This window comes from Paenibacillus hebaui (assembly GCF_051934385.1).
Lineage (GTDB): Bacteria > Bacillota > Bacilli > Paenibacillales > Paenibacillaceae > Paenibacillus.
This window is the reverse complement of sequence record NZ_CP196836.1, coordinates 6,868,246-6,886,535: the sequence shown is the minus strand read 5'-3', so window position 1 is coordinate 6,886,535 and position 18,290 is coordinate 6,868,246. Positions and strand designations below refer to the sequence as shown.

Sequence of the window (18,290 nt, the reverse complement as noted above, 5' to 3'; positions counted from 1 at the left end):
CAAATTCTAATCTAACTCTCGCTGATCTCTCATTCGTACAGGTTAAGCTATAGATGTAGACGAGAACGAGAACAATAACGAGGAGATGAATGATGATGATGAACAAACATAAACTTTGGATTGGTAGCTTGTCAGCAGCTGTATTACTTGGAGGATCAGTAGTAGCGGCTAATGGGAGTGTGAACGGACAATCGGTACAAACTACACCAACGCCGACTACACAGTCGGTAACACAGAACCAGAACAGCACTGGTAAATTACTGACCGTGGCACAAGCGAAAGCAGCGGCTCTGAAAGCAGCCGAAGGCAAAGTGGATGACGTGGATCTGGAGCGTAGAAACGGACAAACCTTCTATGAAGTCGAAATCGACAGAAAAGGAAGCAATGACGTAGTGGTTCGTCTGGATGCCTACACAGGCAAAATCCTGGCGGTCGTGGATGATAAAGACGACGATGATGACAATGATGATCAAGGTACTGTAACAGGCAACACTTCTAACTCATCTGCTTCAAAGCAGGTCAAATTGACGGCATCACAAGCTTCAAACATTGCGATGAAACAAGTTACGGGTGGTAAAGTAACCAAAGTCGAGCTGGACCATGATGATGGTCGCTATGTCTATGAGATCGAGCTGAGAACTGCTCAAGGTGAAGCAGATGTAGATATCGATGCCAACACAGGCAAAGTGCTGTCGTTCGACCAGGATTTTAACGACGAAGATTAAGCAATAAGGGCGAGTAAACGCTGATAAAACATCATATAACGAACCTGCCATGAATAGCCACGCGCAACCAGAGACAGTCGCATCATAGAGAGCAGGGCAGGTATAGCAGAAGACGCTTCGGGTGAAGCGTCTTTTTTGCTGTCAGCCTTTTGCATCATTTGATTCAAGACGCTCTTTGGGTTTATACAAAATGTTCTTGTATATGGACAGCGTTCAGTATGAAATTGTACATGTTCCGCCGGATTGTTCACTATTCGAGCAGGGACGTGGCGGATACAATCGGAAGCAGGGAGGTGAACGCCCAACCAGTCTTGCCATGAATTAAAATGCTGAAATGCATCATCGATCGGAGGCAGATGAAACGTATCGATTTTACTTTATGTAAGCGCTTCACAAAAAATATGGAGGTGCATTACGATATGGTTATGAACGATGCATGGTTGAAAAAGAATACACATTCACGTCGCTTCACCCGCCGTTTATGTTATCTGCTCGCTCTACTCTTGGCGCTGCAATCGTTAGGCATGCTGCTCGCACCAGGACCCCACGCTTCCGCCGCTCCGCTCAGTGTGACGAACGGGGTACAGTTTAAGGACACCAATGGCAATGTCGTTCATGCCCATGGGGGCGGGATGATCAAAGCGAATGGGTACTATTACTGGTTTGGAGAGAACCGCAATCCGAATGGAACGTTCAAGGCTGTGTCCGTATATCGTTCATCGGATCTGAAGAACTGGGAATACCGCAATGATGTGCTGACCAGCAGCTCGGCGGCCGAGCTCAACATCTCCAACATCGAACGTCCGAAAGTCATCTATAACAGTGTTACAGGCAAATACGTCCTTTGGATGCACAAGGAGAATGGAGTCGATTATGGCGAGGCTAAAGTCGCTGTAGCGACTTCAAGTACAGTAGATGGCAATTATACGTATGTGGGCAGTTATCGTCCACTTGGATATGATTCCCGAGACATGACGGTATACAACGATAATGGAACGGCTTATCTGATCTCAGCGACCCGAGTGAATGCCGACTTGAATATCTACAAGCTGACTCCGGATTTTCTGGGTGTAGAATCACTCGTAACAACGCTGTGGCCGGGGCAATATCGTGAGGCACCTGCCATGTTCAAAAAAGACGGAGTCTATTTCCTGATTACATCGGGGGCTACGGGATGGAATCCAAATCAGGCCAAGTATGCGACAGCCTCCAGCATTACAGGCACATGGAGTGCTCCCAGCAACTTCGGGGACAGTACAACCTATGGTTCCCAATCGACCTATGTGATTCCGGTAGAAGGTTCGCAGACCACATCTTTTTTCTACATGGGCGATCGCTGGGCTGGTGCATGGAGCGGTCCCGTCCAAGACTCCAAGTACGTTTGGCTGCCGCTTTCGTTCCCGAGCGCGACCAGTCTGGCGATGAACTGGGCCAGCAGTATTACGGTTGATACAGCAACAGGTACCGTGACCGGAGTGAATACACCGGATGTATGGGACCCGAACGCTTCATATCAGCTAATTAGCCGTAAAAGTAACAAGTTACTGAATGTCATTGGGGGTTCTTCCGCTAATGGTGCGGATCTGGAGCAGCGAGCAGATGGGGGTGCAATGAGTCAACAGTGGCAGATTACCGATGCTGGCGGTGGATATGTCAAAATCATCAACCGTTCCAGCGGCAAGCTGATTGGTGTAGAGAATGGCTCCACGACCGATGGTGCTGTCATTGAACAGTGGAATGATGGTGGCTGGGCCAGCCAGCAATGGCAGCTCGTCAGTGTAGGCGGCGGGTATTATAAATTGAAGAACCGCAGTACAGGCAAAGTGCTGGATATTTCTGCACAATCACTGGCAGATGGCGCAGCTGCAATCCAGTGGACGGATAATGGAGGTGCGAATCAGCACTTCCAGATCGTTAAGTTTCAATAGGGGTTCTTTGTAGAGAGTGTACTTATCGCATTAATTATAGCAATAACCATAGGAGCCCTTGTCTGACGCCTGATGGTGGGACAAGGGCTTTGTGATGTTTTCACTTTTGTTACGTGATGCTCTACATAGGGTAATATCCAGGCGATGTCTAGCAACGTGATGCAATTACGATCATGAACATCCTAATCTGTGGTAAACTAGTAGGATTGTAGAAATAGATAGAGGACAGGAGCTGGATAACGAAGTGAGTGAACAACAAGTACTGTCAATTGAAGGCTTGCGTATGAGGTATAACGGACGTTTTGTATTGAATGGCATTGATCTTGAAGTGAATCGTGGCGAGATGATTGGTTATATTGGTCCAAATGGGGCTGGAAAAAGTACGACGGTCAAGATTCTGCTTGGGCTGGTTGAGGGATATGTGGGCACGGTTCGGATCTTTGGCAAGGATATCGCCGATGGTGATGTGGGATATAAACGTAGAATCGGTTATGTACCGGAAGTTGCGGAATTGTACGAGCAATTAACACCTGCGGAGTATCTGACCTTTACGGGAGAATTGTACGGCTTGTCCTATGAAGATGCGGATTACAAAGCCAAGCTGTTGATGGACTGTTTTGGTTTGGAGAAATCGTATCATTCCCGCATCGCTTCTTTCTCGAAAGGCATGCGTCAGAAAGTGCTGCTGATCTCTGCGCTGCTGCATGACCCGGATCTGCTGTTCCTGGATGAACCACTCAGCGGATTGGACGCCAATAGTGTGATGGTGGTAAAAGAGATTCTGTCACAGCTGTCGGCCAAAGGTACAACCATCTTCTATTCGTCACACATCATGGATGTGGTGGAGAAGCTCAGCAGTCGAATCGTACTGATTGCCGAAGGGCGCGTGTTGGCAGATGGTACGTTCAAGCAGCTCCAGCAGCAATCCAAGGAAGGTTCATTGTCATTGGAGGAAGTCTTTAATCAATTGACAGGCTTCCATGAGCACAAAGCCATTGCTGAACGCTTTGTGTCCATCGTTCAGGAGGTGTACTGATATGGAGGAACCCTCTGATTTCCGCACACTGAAGATCCTGGATCGCTTTCGATCGATCATCGCCAGAACAGGGGCGGATTATGATGTGTTGCGTCTCATTTTGCGAGTGAAATTTCAGATGGATCAGCGCAGGGTGCCTACGATCTTAGCAGCTAACAGTAGTAATAAAAAACAGAAAGAAGGCAATCTGTACCTGCGTTCTCTGTGGTTGTATGCATTAATGGGAGGGATTATGGTTCCCTTTATCATCTGGGATACGGGTCATTTCATGCTCCAAATGGGTCTGGTGACTGCCATGTTGATGTTTATGATCATGACGTCCATGATCTCCGATTTTTCCTCCGTGCTGTTGGACATTCGGGATCGAAATATCATTATGACTAAACCGGTCAATCGGCGCACTGTGGGCATGGCTCGTGCGATTCATGCGGGAGTCTATCTTTTGCTTCTGACGGGGTCCTTGACGGCCGCACCACTGGCAGCAGGACTGATTAGACACGGGATTGGATTCTTCCTGCTCTTTCTCGTCGAATTGATTCTGATTATTATGCTGATTCTGGTGACAACGTCTCTGGTCTATTTATTTATGATGAAATTTCTGGATGGCGAGAAGCTGAAGGACATGATTAACATGGTGCAGATTCTGCTCTCGGTTGGGCTCGCGATAGGTTACCAGTTCGTTATACGTTCGTTCAGTATTATTGATTTTAATGTGGTGTTCACCCCAGCTTGGTGGCAATTGCTGCTGCCTCCTGTGTGGTATGCGGCTGTATTTGAATGGTTGTTCGCCGGAGGCGGGAACGCTTGGATATATACCTTCTCCGCCCTGGCTGTCGTTGTTCCTCTTGTAAGTCTGATCGTATATGTGAAGCTCATGCCGTCCTTTGAATTATACTTGGAAAAAATGGCTTACTCCGGTCAGTCTTCGGGACGCAGACGGGGGAACTGGGACCGGATCATGGCGAAAGTGTTCTGTCGTTCCAGGGAAGAGCAGGCCTGCTTCCGTTTGTCGGCCAGCATGATGCGGAATGAACGGGAATTCAAGCTGAAGGTATATCCTTCCATGGGTTTATCTTTTGTATTGCCTTATGTATTCTGGTTCACCCAGTTGCAGTCGTCGACATGGGCAGAGCTTAGGGAAAGTTCGTTCTTTTATACCTTCTACATTATGTTGTTGCTGGTGGTGACAGTTGTGGTCATGCTGAAATATTCCGGACAATACAAGGCGTTCTGGACCTTTCGTGCTGCGCCAATGGCCAATGATAACGCGTTATACAATGGTACCCTGAAGGCGTTCTTGGGCAATTTGTTTATGCCTGTATTTCTGTTGAATGCTGTTGTGTTCATCTGGACATTTGGCCTGCGGATTTTGCCGGATCTTGCTGTGATCTTGCTGGCAGCTACTGCACTTATTCCGTTGTCAGGCAAGTTGTTGTTGCGTAAGCCACCGTTCTCCCAGTCCTTCAGTGTTGCGCAGCAGAGTGACAGCTGGTATGTGTTTGGTGCCTTCCCAGTGCTTGCATTGCTGTGGGGAATTCACGTATTTTTCCGTTCAGTGTCAGGTGGCATCTGGATCTATGGTGCGATTCTGATTGTAGCGAATATGTTGCTGTGGACCCTATTGTACCGGGTAAAGAAACCAGCGGTGATGGTTTAATTTGTAGCAGAACATAAGGGGAGCAAAGAGTAGCACAGTGCAGGGGGCAAGAGGATAGAAGAGAGAAAAACAAAAGAACAGACGAACAGACAAACAGAAGAGCAGACGAACAGACAAACAGACAAACAGACAAACAGAAGAGCTAACCTCGACATCGAGCCGGGGTTAGCCCTTTTTTATGTGCTAAGGTAATGTTGTGGGATACTTCGAGGTTAACGGGGTCATGGCAACAGCTTATTTCTTTTTGCCCGCGAGCAGGATGGATTCCGCCAGTTGGTCGGCTGCATCAGCGGTGGAGATTGCAAATTGCGCAGCCTTCGCATATACCTGAGTTAGCGTGCCCGCAATCCCCGCCACCTTCTGGCGGATCAGGTCGGGTGCCGCGCCCTCCAGCTCGTAGGCGGTGCTGATAATGCCGCCTGCGTTGAGCACGAAATCAGGCGCGTAGAGGATTCCGCGCGCCTGCATGCGGCGAACAACCAGCTCCCGCTCGCAGAGCTGGTTGTTCGCCGCCCCGGCAACGATGGAGCAGCGCAGCTCCTCCACTGTTGCCGGGGTTAATACGCCCCCCAGGGCACAGGGGGCGAACACCTTGCAGTCAGCAGCGTGAATATGGGCCGGATCGGCCGGGGTGGCGCTGCTGAACTGCACAAGGGCGCGTTGTACACGTTCCGGTACAACGTCTGCCACGATGAGCCGTGCCCCGGCTGCATCCAGGTAACGGCACAGGGCATTCCCATTGCCCAGTCCCTGGACGGCAATGGGAATGCCCTGCAAGGAAGCAACGCCCTGATGACGCAGGGATGTCACAATGCCAGTATATACACCGTAGGCAGTCATCTCCGCGGTGAAGTCATCCTGGGCGCCAAGCGATCCGGTCGTATCTGTCACATGGACAGTCTCTAGCCGAATCTGGTCCATATCTGCTGCGGTTGTACCCAGATCAAGACCTGTCATATAACGTCCGTTCAGTCGTTCCAGACAGCGTCCCAGAGCACGGAATATATCGGCTCGCCGGGAGATTGGTGGATTGCCTGCGTCCCTGTCAGTCCTGTCCACTCCGTTCAGTGCATTCGTCCCATTGCCGATGTTCACGTTGAGTTCGGTGTCCTGTTTTGTTTTTTTTAGATCCATCATGTCTGGACTGGTATTACCTGATTGGTTCACCATTCCTGGGGGGAGGTCCCACACGACAGCTTTGCCCCCGCCATAGGGAAGGCCGGAGACAGCCGATTTGTACGTCATGCCTTTGGCAAGTTTGATGGCGTCTCGAACGACATCCTCTTCCGAAGCATACGTCCAGCAACGGCATCCACCAAGCGCCGGTCCAAGCACTGTACTGTGGATGGCAATGACGGCTTTTAGCCCACTGTGTGGATCATGGTAGAACACAAGTTCCTCCATGCCTTCCCGCTCCATTTCCTGCCACAGCTCCATGACGGTATCCCCCTTTTGTGTTGTCCCATCGTGTACTGAACCTGTTCTCGTGGAAGACTGTTCTCTAATTACTGCTCATTCAGCATATTCACCCGTACTGGTTTCTGCCCCAAGGTCACACGCCGGGTTGATAATCGGAAGAAAGGGCTCTATAATGGCAGTTCCGGCATGCCTATGGCGGGAAATCATATGGATTTACGATCAATCGTTTAAAATCACCATTTAACGTCCAATGATGGAGAGAGAGAGTCAATGTACAGATAACGCACGGGAAACATATAGGAACGGACCGATGCACGGAGATGGTCCATACGCTGTGAAGGTCAGGAAAGAGGGATTACGATTGTTTAAAATATTGATATTTATCTTTTTAATCCAGATTGTGTATGTATCAGCTTATACACTCCGGATGATTCTAACGCTCAAAGGGCAGAAATATATCGCTGCGTTAATCAGTACAGGGGAAATCGTGATCTATGTACTCGGCCTGAATCTGGTGCTCAAATATCTCACCCAACCTTCCGCATTAATCGTCTACGCTGTGGGTTATGGGCTCGGTGTACTGCTAGGTGCCTGGATTGAAGAGAAAATTGCGCTTGGTTATATTACAGTTAAAGTGATTTGCAATCAGATGGGTAGCAACGTAGCGAATGCCCTACGAGATAAAGGGTATGGTGTCACCGCGTGGGTGGGTAGTGGACGTGATGGAGATCGTTTGGTCATGGAAATTTTGGCGAAACGCAAAAATCAGAAACTGCTATATCAGACCATTCTGGATCTGGACCCAAAAGCATTTGTCATTACCGTTGAACCGAAACAGTTCCATGGCGGCTTCTGGACACGTTCCATCAAAAAGTAAAATAGAGCAGGTCTGCATCATTGCAGGCCTGCTCTTCAGTTGGAGGGTGTAGAAGATGGAAGAGTTACTCTTCAAAATATCTCTGGCTAATATGATAGTATGCTGGCCGCTCACCTCTTTTTTCAATAAGAGATAGGTCCAGGAGTTCTTTCATTATTTTCCTCAAAGTCACTTCCGACTTTCCTGAGATTACAGCCAATTCTTTAATAGTTAGACCACTACCGGAGTCGAAGAAATGGTTTTGGGCTAAGACAAACATGATATTTCTATATAAATCATCTTTTTCTATGAGGATCGGTTCTTTTAATAATTTGTGATTTGCGATACTCAATAGTTCATTTTTTTCCTTTAATTCCCCGTTCATTTGATTCAGTGTATTGAGGATAATCTCCAGAAAGCACTCGATGAAAAAATTCAGTTCTCCACAGCTTCGAATGCTGTTCGTTATTTCAAAAGCCTCAAGGTATTTGGTTCTAAAGGTGTTGCACCCTCTTGATAGCGAAAGTGTACATATTTTCCCCAGAACATCTGACAGATATAAACTGCTAATGAAGCGTGAGGTTCTTCCATTGCCATCATAGAACGGATGGACATAGCCATAAAAATAATGACCGATGGCTACTCTGATTATTAGAGGAATATCATCATGATTATTCATAAAATTCAGTAACTTTTCCATCGCATCCACAATGTCTTTTTCAGGTGTGATGCCTTGATGAATAATCTTTCCACTTCCAGACTTTTTTTGAACGAAGGTAGCTTCCTTTCTAAAGATATCTCCATCTGGTAATTCTTTAGGATCGATTTCTCCATTCGTGATTTCATCGTATATAATTCGTATATCTTCTGACGACTGAGGGAACTTGATCTCATTACTCAAAAGCGCCATATATGATTTAATCATACTTTCAAATCTTTTTTTGGATTTTACATTTAACTGAATTTCTTTTGTGCTTCTTGCAATCTCTGCCCTTGTACTCCTGATCCCCTCTAGATCATTAGTATTATAGAGTTCTTCCACTAAGCATTCATTAATAAATTGATTCTGAGTAACCTTAGGTAATGATTCAAAAGTTGTCTGAAAATCACGAGAAATCGAGTGAATATTATTAACAAGATTTAGAAGTTGATTTGTAGGAATGTAGTAAAGTTCGTATCGGTTAGGTTGACTCATAGGCTTGATATGTAACCCCAAATGTACAGCTGACTCATAATCAAATCTTTTCTGGTATATGGCATTCAATTCTGAGTTGCTTTTTTCATGGAATATTTTATAGATATGTCTCATAACCTCACCTTATTTCATAATAGTAACTATATATTTATAAATATAACCAAAATTTAATTATCTATTTATAAAAAAATGATTAATTTTATAAATAGAAGATGAAGTTAGCCTTATTTTATCATTATTTTCTTTTCGAATACAAGATCACAGTCATAAACTGTATAGAACATATATACTCCTAGGATATTGTACAGTTTAGGTGAGCATTTCGCATAAATCCCCAAAGCGACTTCAAATCAGCAAGATATAATTCCGAATAAACTTTCGTTTATCTTCTTTGTTCTGCTACACCCAAGTTAACTCCGTATGATTCCAGGTTGCTTCCAGTACCATCCGCGTAGCTACGGCCGTTTATCCATTGACCTGAGATAAGGATTATTGTTGTAATCGCTTCCGTAATCTACATTGAGAACATGTCTTTCGTGACATGGCATGGCAGCGATGGACGAGCGTAATCATTATATTTCGAGAGGATGGATTCTATGAAAAGTAAAATTCGAACATGGTGCAGTGCGGCCTTGGCTTTAACGTTGGGGTTAACTTTATTGTCCGGTCCAGCAAGTGTCCAGGCAGCGGGTAACGCAGACTACAATCTCACAGGCTTCTCCCAAGGTAACGTAGGCGGCGGTATGATCAGCGACACGAACACGTCCACGTATAAGAAGGTGTACAATGCAACCGACCTGGCGGCAGCGCTGAAAAAGAACTCGGGTGTCAAAGTTGTTGAGATTATGAACGATCTGAATCTGGGATGGAATGAAATTCCGAGCGCAGCGAAGACTGCTCCTTTTGCCAAACATAATGATGCCCTGACTCACCCGGTATTGAAACAAACGGGCGTTAGCAAGCTGACGATTGACGGCTTCAACGGCCTGACCATTTTCTCCGCTAACGGCTCCAAAATTAAACATGCCGCCATCAGTGTGAAACGCAGCTCCAACGTGATCATCCGCAACCTCGAATTCGATGAGTTATGGGAATGGGATGAATCAACCAAAGGCGACTATGACAAGAATGATTGGGATTATATCACCCTTGAAGAAAACAGCAACGTATGGATTGATCATTGTACATTTAACAAAGCCTATGACGGACTCGTCGATTCCAAAAAAGGAACCAGCGGCGTGACCATCTCCTGGTCCCTCTTCAAAGGGGATGACGGCAGCTCGAACAGCTGGGTTACCCAGCAGATCAATGAATTGGAAGCGAATAAAGCTTCCTATCCCATGTACAACTATTTGCGCAGCAGTGCTATAGGTCTTAGCAAAGCAGATATCATTGCCATTTCGGGACCGCAGAAAAAAGGGCATCTGGTTGGTTCCACCAGTCTGGAATCGGCTAATGCCAATCTGTCCATGACGCTGCACCATAATCTGTACAAGGATATTCAGGACAGGATGCCACGCCTGCGCGGAGGCAACGCACATGCCTACAACATTGTGATGGACGCAACAGGGGCGCGCGCCGCCAAAGCCAAAATCACCACCGCGATGGCAACAGCGATTGCTTCCCAAGGATATAAGTTTGACATTATCGGCAATGGAGCCATTTCCACCGAGAGCGGCGCAGTGTTGATTGAGAAATCGGTAATTAAGGATGTGCTGTACCCTGTTCGCAACAATCAGACCGATCCATCCGATGCAACCTATACCGGCAAAATCAGAGTGACGGATACCATATACTCCTTGGATGGAAGCTCATTCCGCGGCAGCAGTGATACAACAGGCAGCCCGCTGGCACCGATCCCTGCCGTGGTGAAGTCCTTCTCCTGGAACGGATTTTCGTCACTTCCTTACAGCTACACCACGGATGATCCATCCACGCTGAATGCACGCCTCACGGCTTCCAATGGCGCGGGTGCAGGCAAACTGACCTGGTCCAAAGACAATTGGTTGAAGACGAGTTATTAGATATCCGTGTAATCCGGTTTTGGAGCAAAGGTACCTCCTTTATGGCTCCGGGCTTCGGATATGACGTCGACTTTCCTATATAAAAAGAGTGCTCCAACAGCCTTCATGGCCGGGAGCACTCTTTTTATAGATTAGATTATCGAACCCATACAGCAAGAAAGCTTATACATCTGGTGTGATGAGTGTATGGACTACAACTCACACCTGTATGCAGTAAACGTACCGCTTATTGAGGCACGCTATTCTATGCAAAATTGGGCGCAGCACTCACCGAGTCGCGATAGATGATGTTGCCCTTCACGTGTACACGGCCGAAACTGCGGTTCGGGTTGTCGATCTTTTTGAGCATGGAGTGAACCGCAGTCCGCGCCATCTGTTCCACATCTACCTCGACCGTTGTCAGCTTGGGATCGGACAGTGTGGCATAGATATCATTATCAAAACCAACAACCGAGCATTGACCCGGAACCTGAATGCCCATGGAAGTCAGTTTCTGAACCAGCAGATGAGCGACCTGATCACAGTTGCATACAAAGGCTGTAGGTAGCTGCTCGGGCAGCTCAATCTCAATAAATGTACCCCGTTCATCCCGGTCATTCAGAATCAGATTCGGATTCATTGGCAACCGATGTTCGAGCAATGATTTGTAATAGCCGAGGAATCGGTCCTGGATGCTGCTTGTGGAATACAGATTCCCGACATAAGCAATGTTACGGTGTCCCTGCTGAACCAGGTAGTTCGTCAGTTCATAGGCAGCGTAGAAGTTATCGGTAACAACGGAATCGATATCGGAATGTTCATCGTAGAAATCAAGAAACATTTTGGGAACATCCATCGATTGCACCAGTTCAATATACGCTTTGCTGATCTGTCCAAGCACGATGAAACCATCCACCTTGTTGTCGTTATACAGCTTGGGCAGGGTTAATTCCTCTTCGTCCTCCACATTCAGAATGTGCAGAATGCCGTAGTACCCCTGATCCTCCAAGTGTTTGGTGATGCGCTGGAATACACGTACATAGAACGACTGCGTAGGCCCGGTGAATCGCTCCGGGATAATTACGCCAATATTATGAGTTAAGCCTTCCTTCATCGAACGGGCAGCGGAATTATACCGATAGCCCATCTGAACGGCAAGCAATTTAATTTTTTCCTTTAATTCGCCACTAACGCCATCTTTGTCATTCAAAGCTTTCGAGACGGTCACACTGCTGACCCCGAGCCTGTCGGCGATATCCCGCATGGTGATATTGTTCTTCAGTATGGTCGCCTCCTTCAAGCCGGTTTACGTACAATGTGCTGTCATTATGATGAGCGCTTTTTTCAAACATAATAACAATCCATATTAGTATACATCGTTACCCACATGGAATAAAGCAAATCTGGCTGATGTGCACTATTTACAGCATACTGCATTTTTCCGTTAAAGGTTACTCTTCCGATTTATGCCCATTGTTTCTGTAATAGCTTCTCATTCTGTTCAATCAGCTGACCCCGCTGGCTGGCACAGTCTAGGGAACGGTACGGATCAGTCGGTGTATTAAACGTATAATCGACCAGTTTCTCCAGAGTGGTTGTTGCCACATGACAGCGGGTATCACTGGATGCGTAATAAATGAATACCTCTTCCTTCTCATTGACTACAGCGCCGTTGCAGAAAATAACATTGGACACATCGCCTACCCGCTCGTCGTCATAAGGAGCAATGAAGTGGCCGCCCGGCTTGGCGATAATGCGCGCTGGATCGTTGAGATCCGTGGAGAAGGTGTATAACACATAACGCAGGCCTGCTGCGGTGTTCCGAACCCCGTGAGCAATGTGAATCCAGCCGCGATTTGTCTTGAGCGGAGCAGGGCCCTGGCCGTTTTTGACTTCATATACCGTGTGATATTGCCGTTCGTCGATGATCGTCTCTTCATGAATGACCGGACTCAGAATATCCTCGCACAGACCAAAGGCGATTCCACCGCCGCTGCCTGTGGAGATGAACCCGTCCTGCGGACGAGTGTAGAATGCATATTTTCCATCCACGAATTCCGGGTGCAACACAACATTGCGCTGTTGAGGGGAGTTCGTTGTGATGTTGGGCAACCGTTCCCAGCTTGTTAGATCCCGTGTACGAACCAGTCCTGACTGGGCAACGGCGCTGGAAGTATCAAATGCGGGAGCCTCCGGGTCTTTGCGTTCTGAACAATAGATACCATAGATCCAACCGTCTTCATGTTGGACGAGGCGCATGTCATACTGATTGGTTTCATCTGCATCGATATCTTCCCAGACTAATGGTTTGCCCGTGAAACGGAAACCGTCAATTCCATTGTCGCTCTCGGCGAGCGCAAAGATCGATTTGCGATCCAACCCTTCGGTACGAATGACCATCACGTATTTGCCATCGAAATAGATGGCTCCCGGATTCAGTGTAGCGTTAATGCCCAGACGCTCCATGAAATGCGGATTGGTCGTTTCATCCAGATCGAATCTCCAGTGCAGCGGCACATGATGGCGAGTGATTACCGGATAACGGTATCGATCATATACGCCGTTGTAGAAGGAAGAATCGATTTCATTTGGGCGTGTAAGCAGTTGTTCCTGCTGCTCCAGCAATTCATTGTATTTTGGGTGTATCATTCTGATCCCATCCTCTCCATTAGTTCAATGCAAAATCGGCTGTTATGATACGGGCATTTCCACGGTCCGGCAATTTCGCTCTGATCCGGTGTGCCGTTCCCGTCAACCGACCAGTACCATTCCCCGCCTGCGCGGTGATCAATGATGTTCTTTTGCGTATACGTCCAGAGGTGTTTCACTCTCTCTAGAAACCGTGAATCACCTGTGCGCTGATACGCGTTATAGAAACCGACCATGGCCTCGGCCTGAACCCACCAGATCCGCGTCTCATCCACATGGTCACCCTCTTGTTCGTTCATTAGCGAGCCATCTGCCATCACAGCCACATCGGAGATGTTATAGGCAATATCCGTAACCATCGCCGCATATTCTGGATGTTGTTCCAGCCCCAGAACTTTCAACGTTTCATCGATCAGCCAGCTGGCCTCAATGTCATGTCCGAACGAGCGCAGATCGATGATGGATTCCCACTGTTTGTTGAAAAATACCCCGAGAAACTGGGTGTCTTTGTCATAAACTCGTTCATACAGAATCCCGAGCAGGCGTTCCAGCGCCGCCTTCACCTGTTGATCCGGCCACACTCTATAGAGCGTAGTATAGGCCTCCAGCACATGAATATGGGTATTCATCGTGTAATCGGCTATCACACCATTCTCGCTCAGCATTTCGTTGGGCTGTTCATTCCAGAAGCGATCAAACTGCTCCTTATACGCAGGTGATTCTGTATTCAGACCTTTACTCTCAATCAGGGCAAAAAGCGTTTTCGCTAGTTCCAATGGGGAAGCATCCCCGGTTGCGCGATAGTACTCACTGAGTGCATACACTCCGAATGCTTGCGTGTACACATGTTTACTTGTATCCAGCGGTCCTCCTGTGGCATCCACCATCCAGTACATACCGCCGTATTCGCTATCCATCACGTGTTCTGCAAGAAAATGGTACGCGTGCTTCGCGTGATCGCGCCAGCGTTCATTCCCGGTAACCCGATAGGCGGCTGCGAAAGACCATAATTGTCGTGCGGTCGCGATCCCGCCCTTGGGTGCGAGAGGGTCGATCTGAAGGTCATTGCCAACCCAACCGTAAAACCCGCCATGAGTTGTATCTTTGAGGTTGGACCAGAAGGGGAGAATTTGCTTTTCCCAATGTTCCTTAATTTCAACCTGGATATGGGTCGTTTGAGTCATGAGTGAGCGCTCCTTCAACATAACATGTATCATATTAATTAAGTTATCGTTAACTTTATTTTAGATAATAGTGTTGTGAAAAGATATTGTCAATGACCCATATTACAAAATTATTCTGTTAAGTCGTAAATAATTTAATTGACAGGTAAGCGTTACCATAATAGAATTCATTTTGTAACCTTAACGATAACTTTATTTGATTAAGAAAGGGGTCGAAATCATTGAGAAAAAGCAAAGGTTGGATGATGTTGCTGACGATGCTGCTCATCACTTCGCTGCTTGCTGCATGTTCATCAGGAGGTGGATCTTCACAGGCGGGAGAGGAGATCAGTACGGATCCGGCTGATATCAAAGGTGAAATCACTGTTCTAACGCAACGTACAGATATTGTTGATACTGTATTCAAAGATTATGCTGCCGCGTTCAATAAGGAGTACCCGGATGTCAAAGTAAACTTCCAGGCACTGGCCGACTATGAAGGGCAAGTGAAGATCCGTATGAGTACCAAAGATTACGGTGACGTACTGATGATTCCAACCAGCGTTCCGATCGCTGATATCCCGGACTTTTTCGAGCCGCTCGGCACGTACGATGAATTGAAAGACAAATACACCGCTATTGAAGAACGTATGGTGGATGGTCAGGTGTACGGTATTCCTACCGTAATCACATTCTCCGGGATCATTTATAACAAACAGGTCTTCAAAGACGCTGGCGTTACCGATTTGCCAAAAACACCGGAGGAATTTCAGGCAGCGCTTCAGTTGGTCAAAGACAATACGGATGCGGTTCCGCTCTACACCAACTATGCTTCCGGCTGGGCTCTGACCCAATGGGAAGCAGATCTGCCAACGGTTGCAGGCAGCGTGGATTACGTTAACGTAGACCAACCAAACACGGATGAGAACTTTGTGGCTGGTCAGCCGCACTATGAACTGTACAAAGTACTCTATGATGCAGCCAAAAATGGTTTGATCGAGAAAGATCCAACGACAACCGACTGGGAAAGCTCCAAGGCTGATCTGGCGAAAGGCAAAATTGCCACGATGGCACTTGGCTCATGGGCCATCACACAGATCCAGGGTATGACGGATACCCCGGACAATATCGGATTCTTACCTTTCCCTACCCACGCCAGCGAGGTTGTGGTTCCACTCTCCGCAGACTATAACATTGGCATGAACGTCAACAGTGAGAACAAACCTGCTGCGAAAGCTTGGATTGATTGGTTCCTGGCGAAGTCTAACTACGCTGTTGAACAAGGTGGCGGTATGGATGCAGACAAGAATGCTGAATTGCCACCCATTTTGAATCAATACAAAGACGTTCAATTCTCCACACTTACACCTGCTAAAGAAGGTCAGGAAGGTCTGGTTGACAAGATCGATAACGAAGGGGAGATCGGCCTCTGGCAGCCTGACTTCAAAAAACGCATTATCGAGGCAGGTATCGGTAACCGCAAAGAATCGTATGACGACATCATGAAAGACTTGAATGACAAATGGGTGAAAGCAAGGGCAGAGCTCGCGAAATAAGCAGATTGCAGCGGGAACATCGTTCTGTAAAGGCATTACGTATAGCTGACCACCGTTGACATATAGCGAGGCGACGTACATTTGGGGAAGGAGTTTCCCTTTTCATAAAGGCATTTTGCATCTGCATGCAGGATATCGGATGTAAAATGCCACCTTTGGTGGTTAATTATCCAGCTGGTTTTGGACGGGAGTCTTCCTATATAAAGCGGTTGAACCGTTTGGAGGTGTGGAGAGCATGAAGTACTTGAAGATTTCAAATTGGGGCTACTCAGCGCAACGCATATTTATCATCTGTGCCTTCTCAATCATTCCGCTGGCACTGCTATTCACGTTTGCTTACCTGCCTGTCATCAACATGTTCAAATACAGCTTTACCGATTGGAATGGCTACAGCAAAAGATTCGACTATGTTGGATTTGATAATTACACCCGGATATTCAGTGATCCAGAGTACTTCAAAGTATTTATTGTCAGCTTGTACTATTTTGTTGCTACGTTCGTACAGATGGGGCTGGCCCTGTACTTTGCCACGATACTAAGTTTCAAAATCCGAGGTAAAAACTTTTTCAAAGGCATATTGTTCTTCCCATATCTGTTGAATGGCGTAGCCATCGGATTTATTTTCCTCTTTTTCTTCAAACCAGACGGCACACTCGACATGCTCATGCATGCTGTGGGACTTGGGCAATACACTCAGCTCTGGCTTGGCAATCCGAATATTATTAACGTGTCACTCGCAGGCGCATCGGTATGGAGGTACATGGGTTTCAACTTTATTATCTTCCTGGGTGCGATCTCTTCCATTCCTAAGGATGTGTATGAAGCATCGGATATTGACGGGGCCAATCGCTGGCAGCAGTTCCGCCATATTATCCTGCCGAGCATCACCCGCATCTTACAGCTTAATCTGATCTTGGCGATTAGCGGCGCAATTAGTGCGTTCGATATTCCATATATCATGACAGATGGCTCCAACGGCAGTATGACCTTTGTAATCCAAACCGTTCATTTGGCGTTTAAATATGGCAAGCTGGGACTGGCATCAGCCATGGCTGTGGTGCTGCTCCTGATCGTTATTCTCGTTACGCTTGTGCAGCGCGTCACCATGAAAGGGGAGGAATGAACGTGCATCAACTCAAATACACCCTTGCGAGCGTGATTAAATATGCTTCCCTGATTCTTGCAGCATTTATCGCACTGTTACCCATCGTGGTCATCCTGTTTGCATCCCTCAAAACCAATGCCGAATATGCAACGAGCAGCCCGCTTGCCCCACCAGCCAACTGGCTGAATTTTACAAACTATGCGAAGGCTTTTGTGGACGGCAACATGCTGGTTGGGTTCAAAAATACGATTATCATCCTGATCATCTCCATTATAGGCGCAACCTTAACGGGGTCCATGATCGCGTATGTACTGGATCGGTTCAAATTCAAAGGCAAGAAAATCATGGTCGCCGCATTCCTGCTCGCTACCCTGATCCCGAGTGTGACGACACAGGTCGCCACATTCCAGATTATCAACGCGCTCGACCTGTTCAACACGCGCTGGGCAGCTATCGTGATGTACCTGGGTACAGATATCATCGCGGTTTATATCTTCCTACAGTTCCTGGGCTCGATCTCGAACGCACTGGATGAATCCGCCATGCTGGATGGCGCTTCGTACTTCACGATCTACTGGAAAATCATCTTGCCACTGCTGAAACCGGCTATTGTAACGGTGATTATCGTGAAGGGCGTTAACATCTATAACGACTTCTACACGCCGTTCCTGTACATGCCGAAGACCGATCTGCAGGTCATATCGACCGCCCTGTTCAAATTCAAGGGACCGTTCGGATCACAGTGGGAAGTCATCAGCGCCGGCATCATGATCGCTATCATTCCAACCATGATCATCTTCCTGCTGCTACAGAAGTACATCTACAATGGCTTCGCGCAAGGCTCAGTTAAATAAAATCCGAAGGCTATATGAAATGCATATGAGCATGCACAGGAACGAAGAGGACAGAAGAAAGCTGGAGAAACGGAGTGTTCGCTAAAAGCTTTCTGAAAGAAAGCTCGCTCCGTAAGCATATGCTATAACCGGATTTTCCCCTTT

Annotated in this window: 15 protein-coding genes; 9 read left to right on the top strand and 6 right to left on the bottom strand. The window is 47.2% G+C overall.

The window, feature by feature from the left end:
- Positions 1-89: 89 nt before the first annotated feature.
- Complete coding sequence (locus ACR32F_RS30955) at positions 90-725, top strand: PepSY domain-containing protein (RefSeq protein ID WP_440114307.1); 636 nt, start codon at positions 90-92, stop codon at positions 723-725.
- Here the strand turns inward: ACR32F_RS30955 and ACR32F_RS30950 are convergent.
- Positions 722-892 (bottom strand): hypothetical protein, encoded by a 171-nt coding sequence (locus ACR32F_RS30950; protein WP_440114304.1) that lies wholly within the window; start codon positions 890-892, stop codon positions 722-724. The genes ACR32F_RS30955 and ACR32F_RS30950 overlap by 4 nt on opposite strands.
- A gap of 252 nt (positions 893-1,144) precedes the next feature.
- On the opposite strand from ACR32F_RS30950, the gene ACR32F_RS30945 reads away from it, so the two are divergent.
- The 3 genes from ACR32F_RS30945 to ACR32F_RS30935 all read left to right on the top strand — a co-directional run bounded on the left by ACR32F_RS30945 (position 1,145) and on the right by ACR32F_RS30935 (position 5,346).
- Positions 1,145-2,653 (top strand): RICIN domain-containing protein, encoded by a 1,509-nt coding sequence (locus ACR32F_RS30945; protein ID WP_440114302.1) that lies wholly within the window; start codon positions 1,145-1,147, stop codon positions 2,651-2,653.
- Positions 2,654-2,897: 244 nt separating this feature from the next.
- Complete coding sequence (locus ACR32F_RS30940; protein WP_440114299.1) at positions 2,898-3,689, top strand: ABC transporter ATP-binding protein; 792 nt, start codon at positions 2,898-2,900, stop codon at positions 3,687-3,689.
- A 1-nt stretch (position 3,690) separates the two neighbouring features.
- Positions 3,691-5,346 carry a hypothetical protein gene (locus ACR32F_RS30935; RefSeq protein WP_440114296.1) on the top strand — a complete coding sequence of 552 codons (1,656 nt, stop codon included), beginning with the start codon at positions 3,691-3,693 and terminating at the stop codon, positions 5,344-5,346.
- Between the two features lie 234 nt (positions 5,347-5,580).
- Here the strand turns inward: ACR32F_RS30935 and ACR32F_RS30930 are convergent, their stop codons facing one another.
- Complete coding sequence (locus ACR32F_RS30930) at positions 5,581-6,783, bottom strand: Glu/Leu/Phe/Val dehydrogenase dimerization domain-containing protein (RefSeq protein WP_440114293.1); 1,203 nt, start codon at positions 6,781-6,783, stop codon at positions 5,581-5,583.
- A gap of 343 nt (positions 6,784-7,126) precedes the next feature.
- Between ACR32F_RS30930 and ACR32F_RS30925 the strand changes: the two genes are divergently transcribed.
- Positions 7,127-7,642, top strand: a complete 516-nt coding sequence (locus ACR32F_RS30925; protein WP_440114291.1) for a DUF2179 domain-containing protein — start codon at positions 7,127-7,129, stop codon at positions 7,640-7,642.
- A 64-nt stretch (positions 7,643-7,706) separates the two neighbouring features.
- Here ACR32F_RS30925 and ACR32F_RS30920 read toward each other — a convergent pair whose 3' ends face one another.
- Entirely contained in the window at positions 7,707-8,930 is a 1,224-nt protein-coding gene (locus tag ACR32F_RS30920) for a Fic family protein (RefSeq protein WP_440114288.1), read from the bottom strand.
- Between the two features lie 482 nt (positions 8,931-9,412).
- On the opposite strand from ACR32F_RS30920, the gene ACR32F_RS30915 reads away from it, so the two are divergent.
- Complete coding sequence (locus ACR32F_RS30915; protein ID WP_440114285.1) at positions 9,413-10,840, top strand: pectate lyase family protein; 1,428 nt, start codon at positions 9,413-9,415, stop codon at positions 10,838-10,840.
- Positions 10,841-11,084: 244 nt separating this feature from the next.
- Here ACR32F_RS30915 and ACR32F_RS30910 read toward each other — a convergent pair whose 3' ends face one another.
- The 3 genes from ACR32F_RS30910 to ACR32F_RS30900 all read right to left on the bottom strand — a co-directional run bounded on the left by ACR32F_RS30910 (position 11,085) and on the right by ACR32F_RS30900 (position 14,652).
- Positions 11,085-12,083, bottom strand: coding sequence for a LacI family DNA-binding transcriptional regulator (locus tag ACR32F_RS30910; RefSeq protein ID WP_440114282.1), 999 nt, complete (start codon positions 12,081-12,083; stop codon positions 11,085-11,087).
- Between the two features lie 200 nt (positions 12,084-12,283).
- A complete protein-coding gene (locus ACR32F_RS30905) occupies positions 12,284-13,468 on the bottom strand; it encodes a glycoside hydrolase family 130 protein (protein ID WP_440114279.1) in 1,185 nt (394 codons plus the stop codon).
- Positions 13,465-14,652: an AGE family epimerase/isomerase gene (locus ACR32F_RS30900; RefSeq protein WP_440114276.1), complete on the bottom strand. Its 1,188-nt coding sequence runs from the start codon at positions 14,650-14,652 to the stop codon at positions 13,465-13,467. Before ACR32F_RS30900 ends, ACR32F_RS30905 begins: the two co-directional genes overlap by 4 nt.
- Before the next feature lie 221 nt (positions 14,653-14,873).
- On the opposite strand from ACR32F_RS30900, the gene ACR32F_RS30895 reads away from it, so the two are divergent.
- The 3 genes from ACR32F_RS30895 to ACR32F_RS30885 all read left to right on the top strand — a co-directional run bounded on the left by ACR32F_RS30895 (position 14,874) and on the right by ACR32F_RS30885 (position 18,146).
- Positions 14,874-16,187 carry an ABC transporter substrate-binding protein gene (locus tag ACR32F_RS30895; protein ID WP_440114273.1) on the top strand — a complete coding sequence of 438 codons (1,314 nt, stop codon included), beginning with the start codon at positions 14,874-14,876 and terminating at the stop codon, positions 16,185-16,187.
- Between the two features lie 235 nt (positions 16,188-16,422).
- Complete coding sequence (locus ACR32F_RS30890) at positions 16,423-17,310, top strand: carbohydrate ABC transporter permease (RefSeq protein WP_440114270.1); 888 nt, start codon at positions 16,423-16,425, stop codon at positions 17,308-17,310.
- Complete coding sequence (locus ACR32F_RS30885) at positions 17,307-18,146, top strand: carbohydrate ABC transporter permease (protein ID WP_440114266.1); 840 nt, start codon at positions 17,307-17,309, stop codon at positions 18,144-18,146. The genes ACR32F_RS30890 and ACR32F_RS30885 overlap by 4 nt, the downstream gene beginning before the upstream one ends.
- The last annotated feature ends 144 nt before the right edge of the window (positions 18,147-18,290 follow it).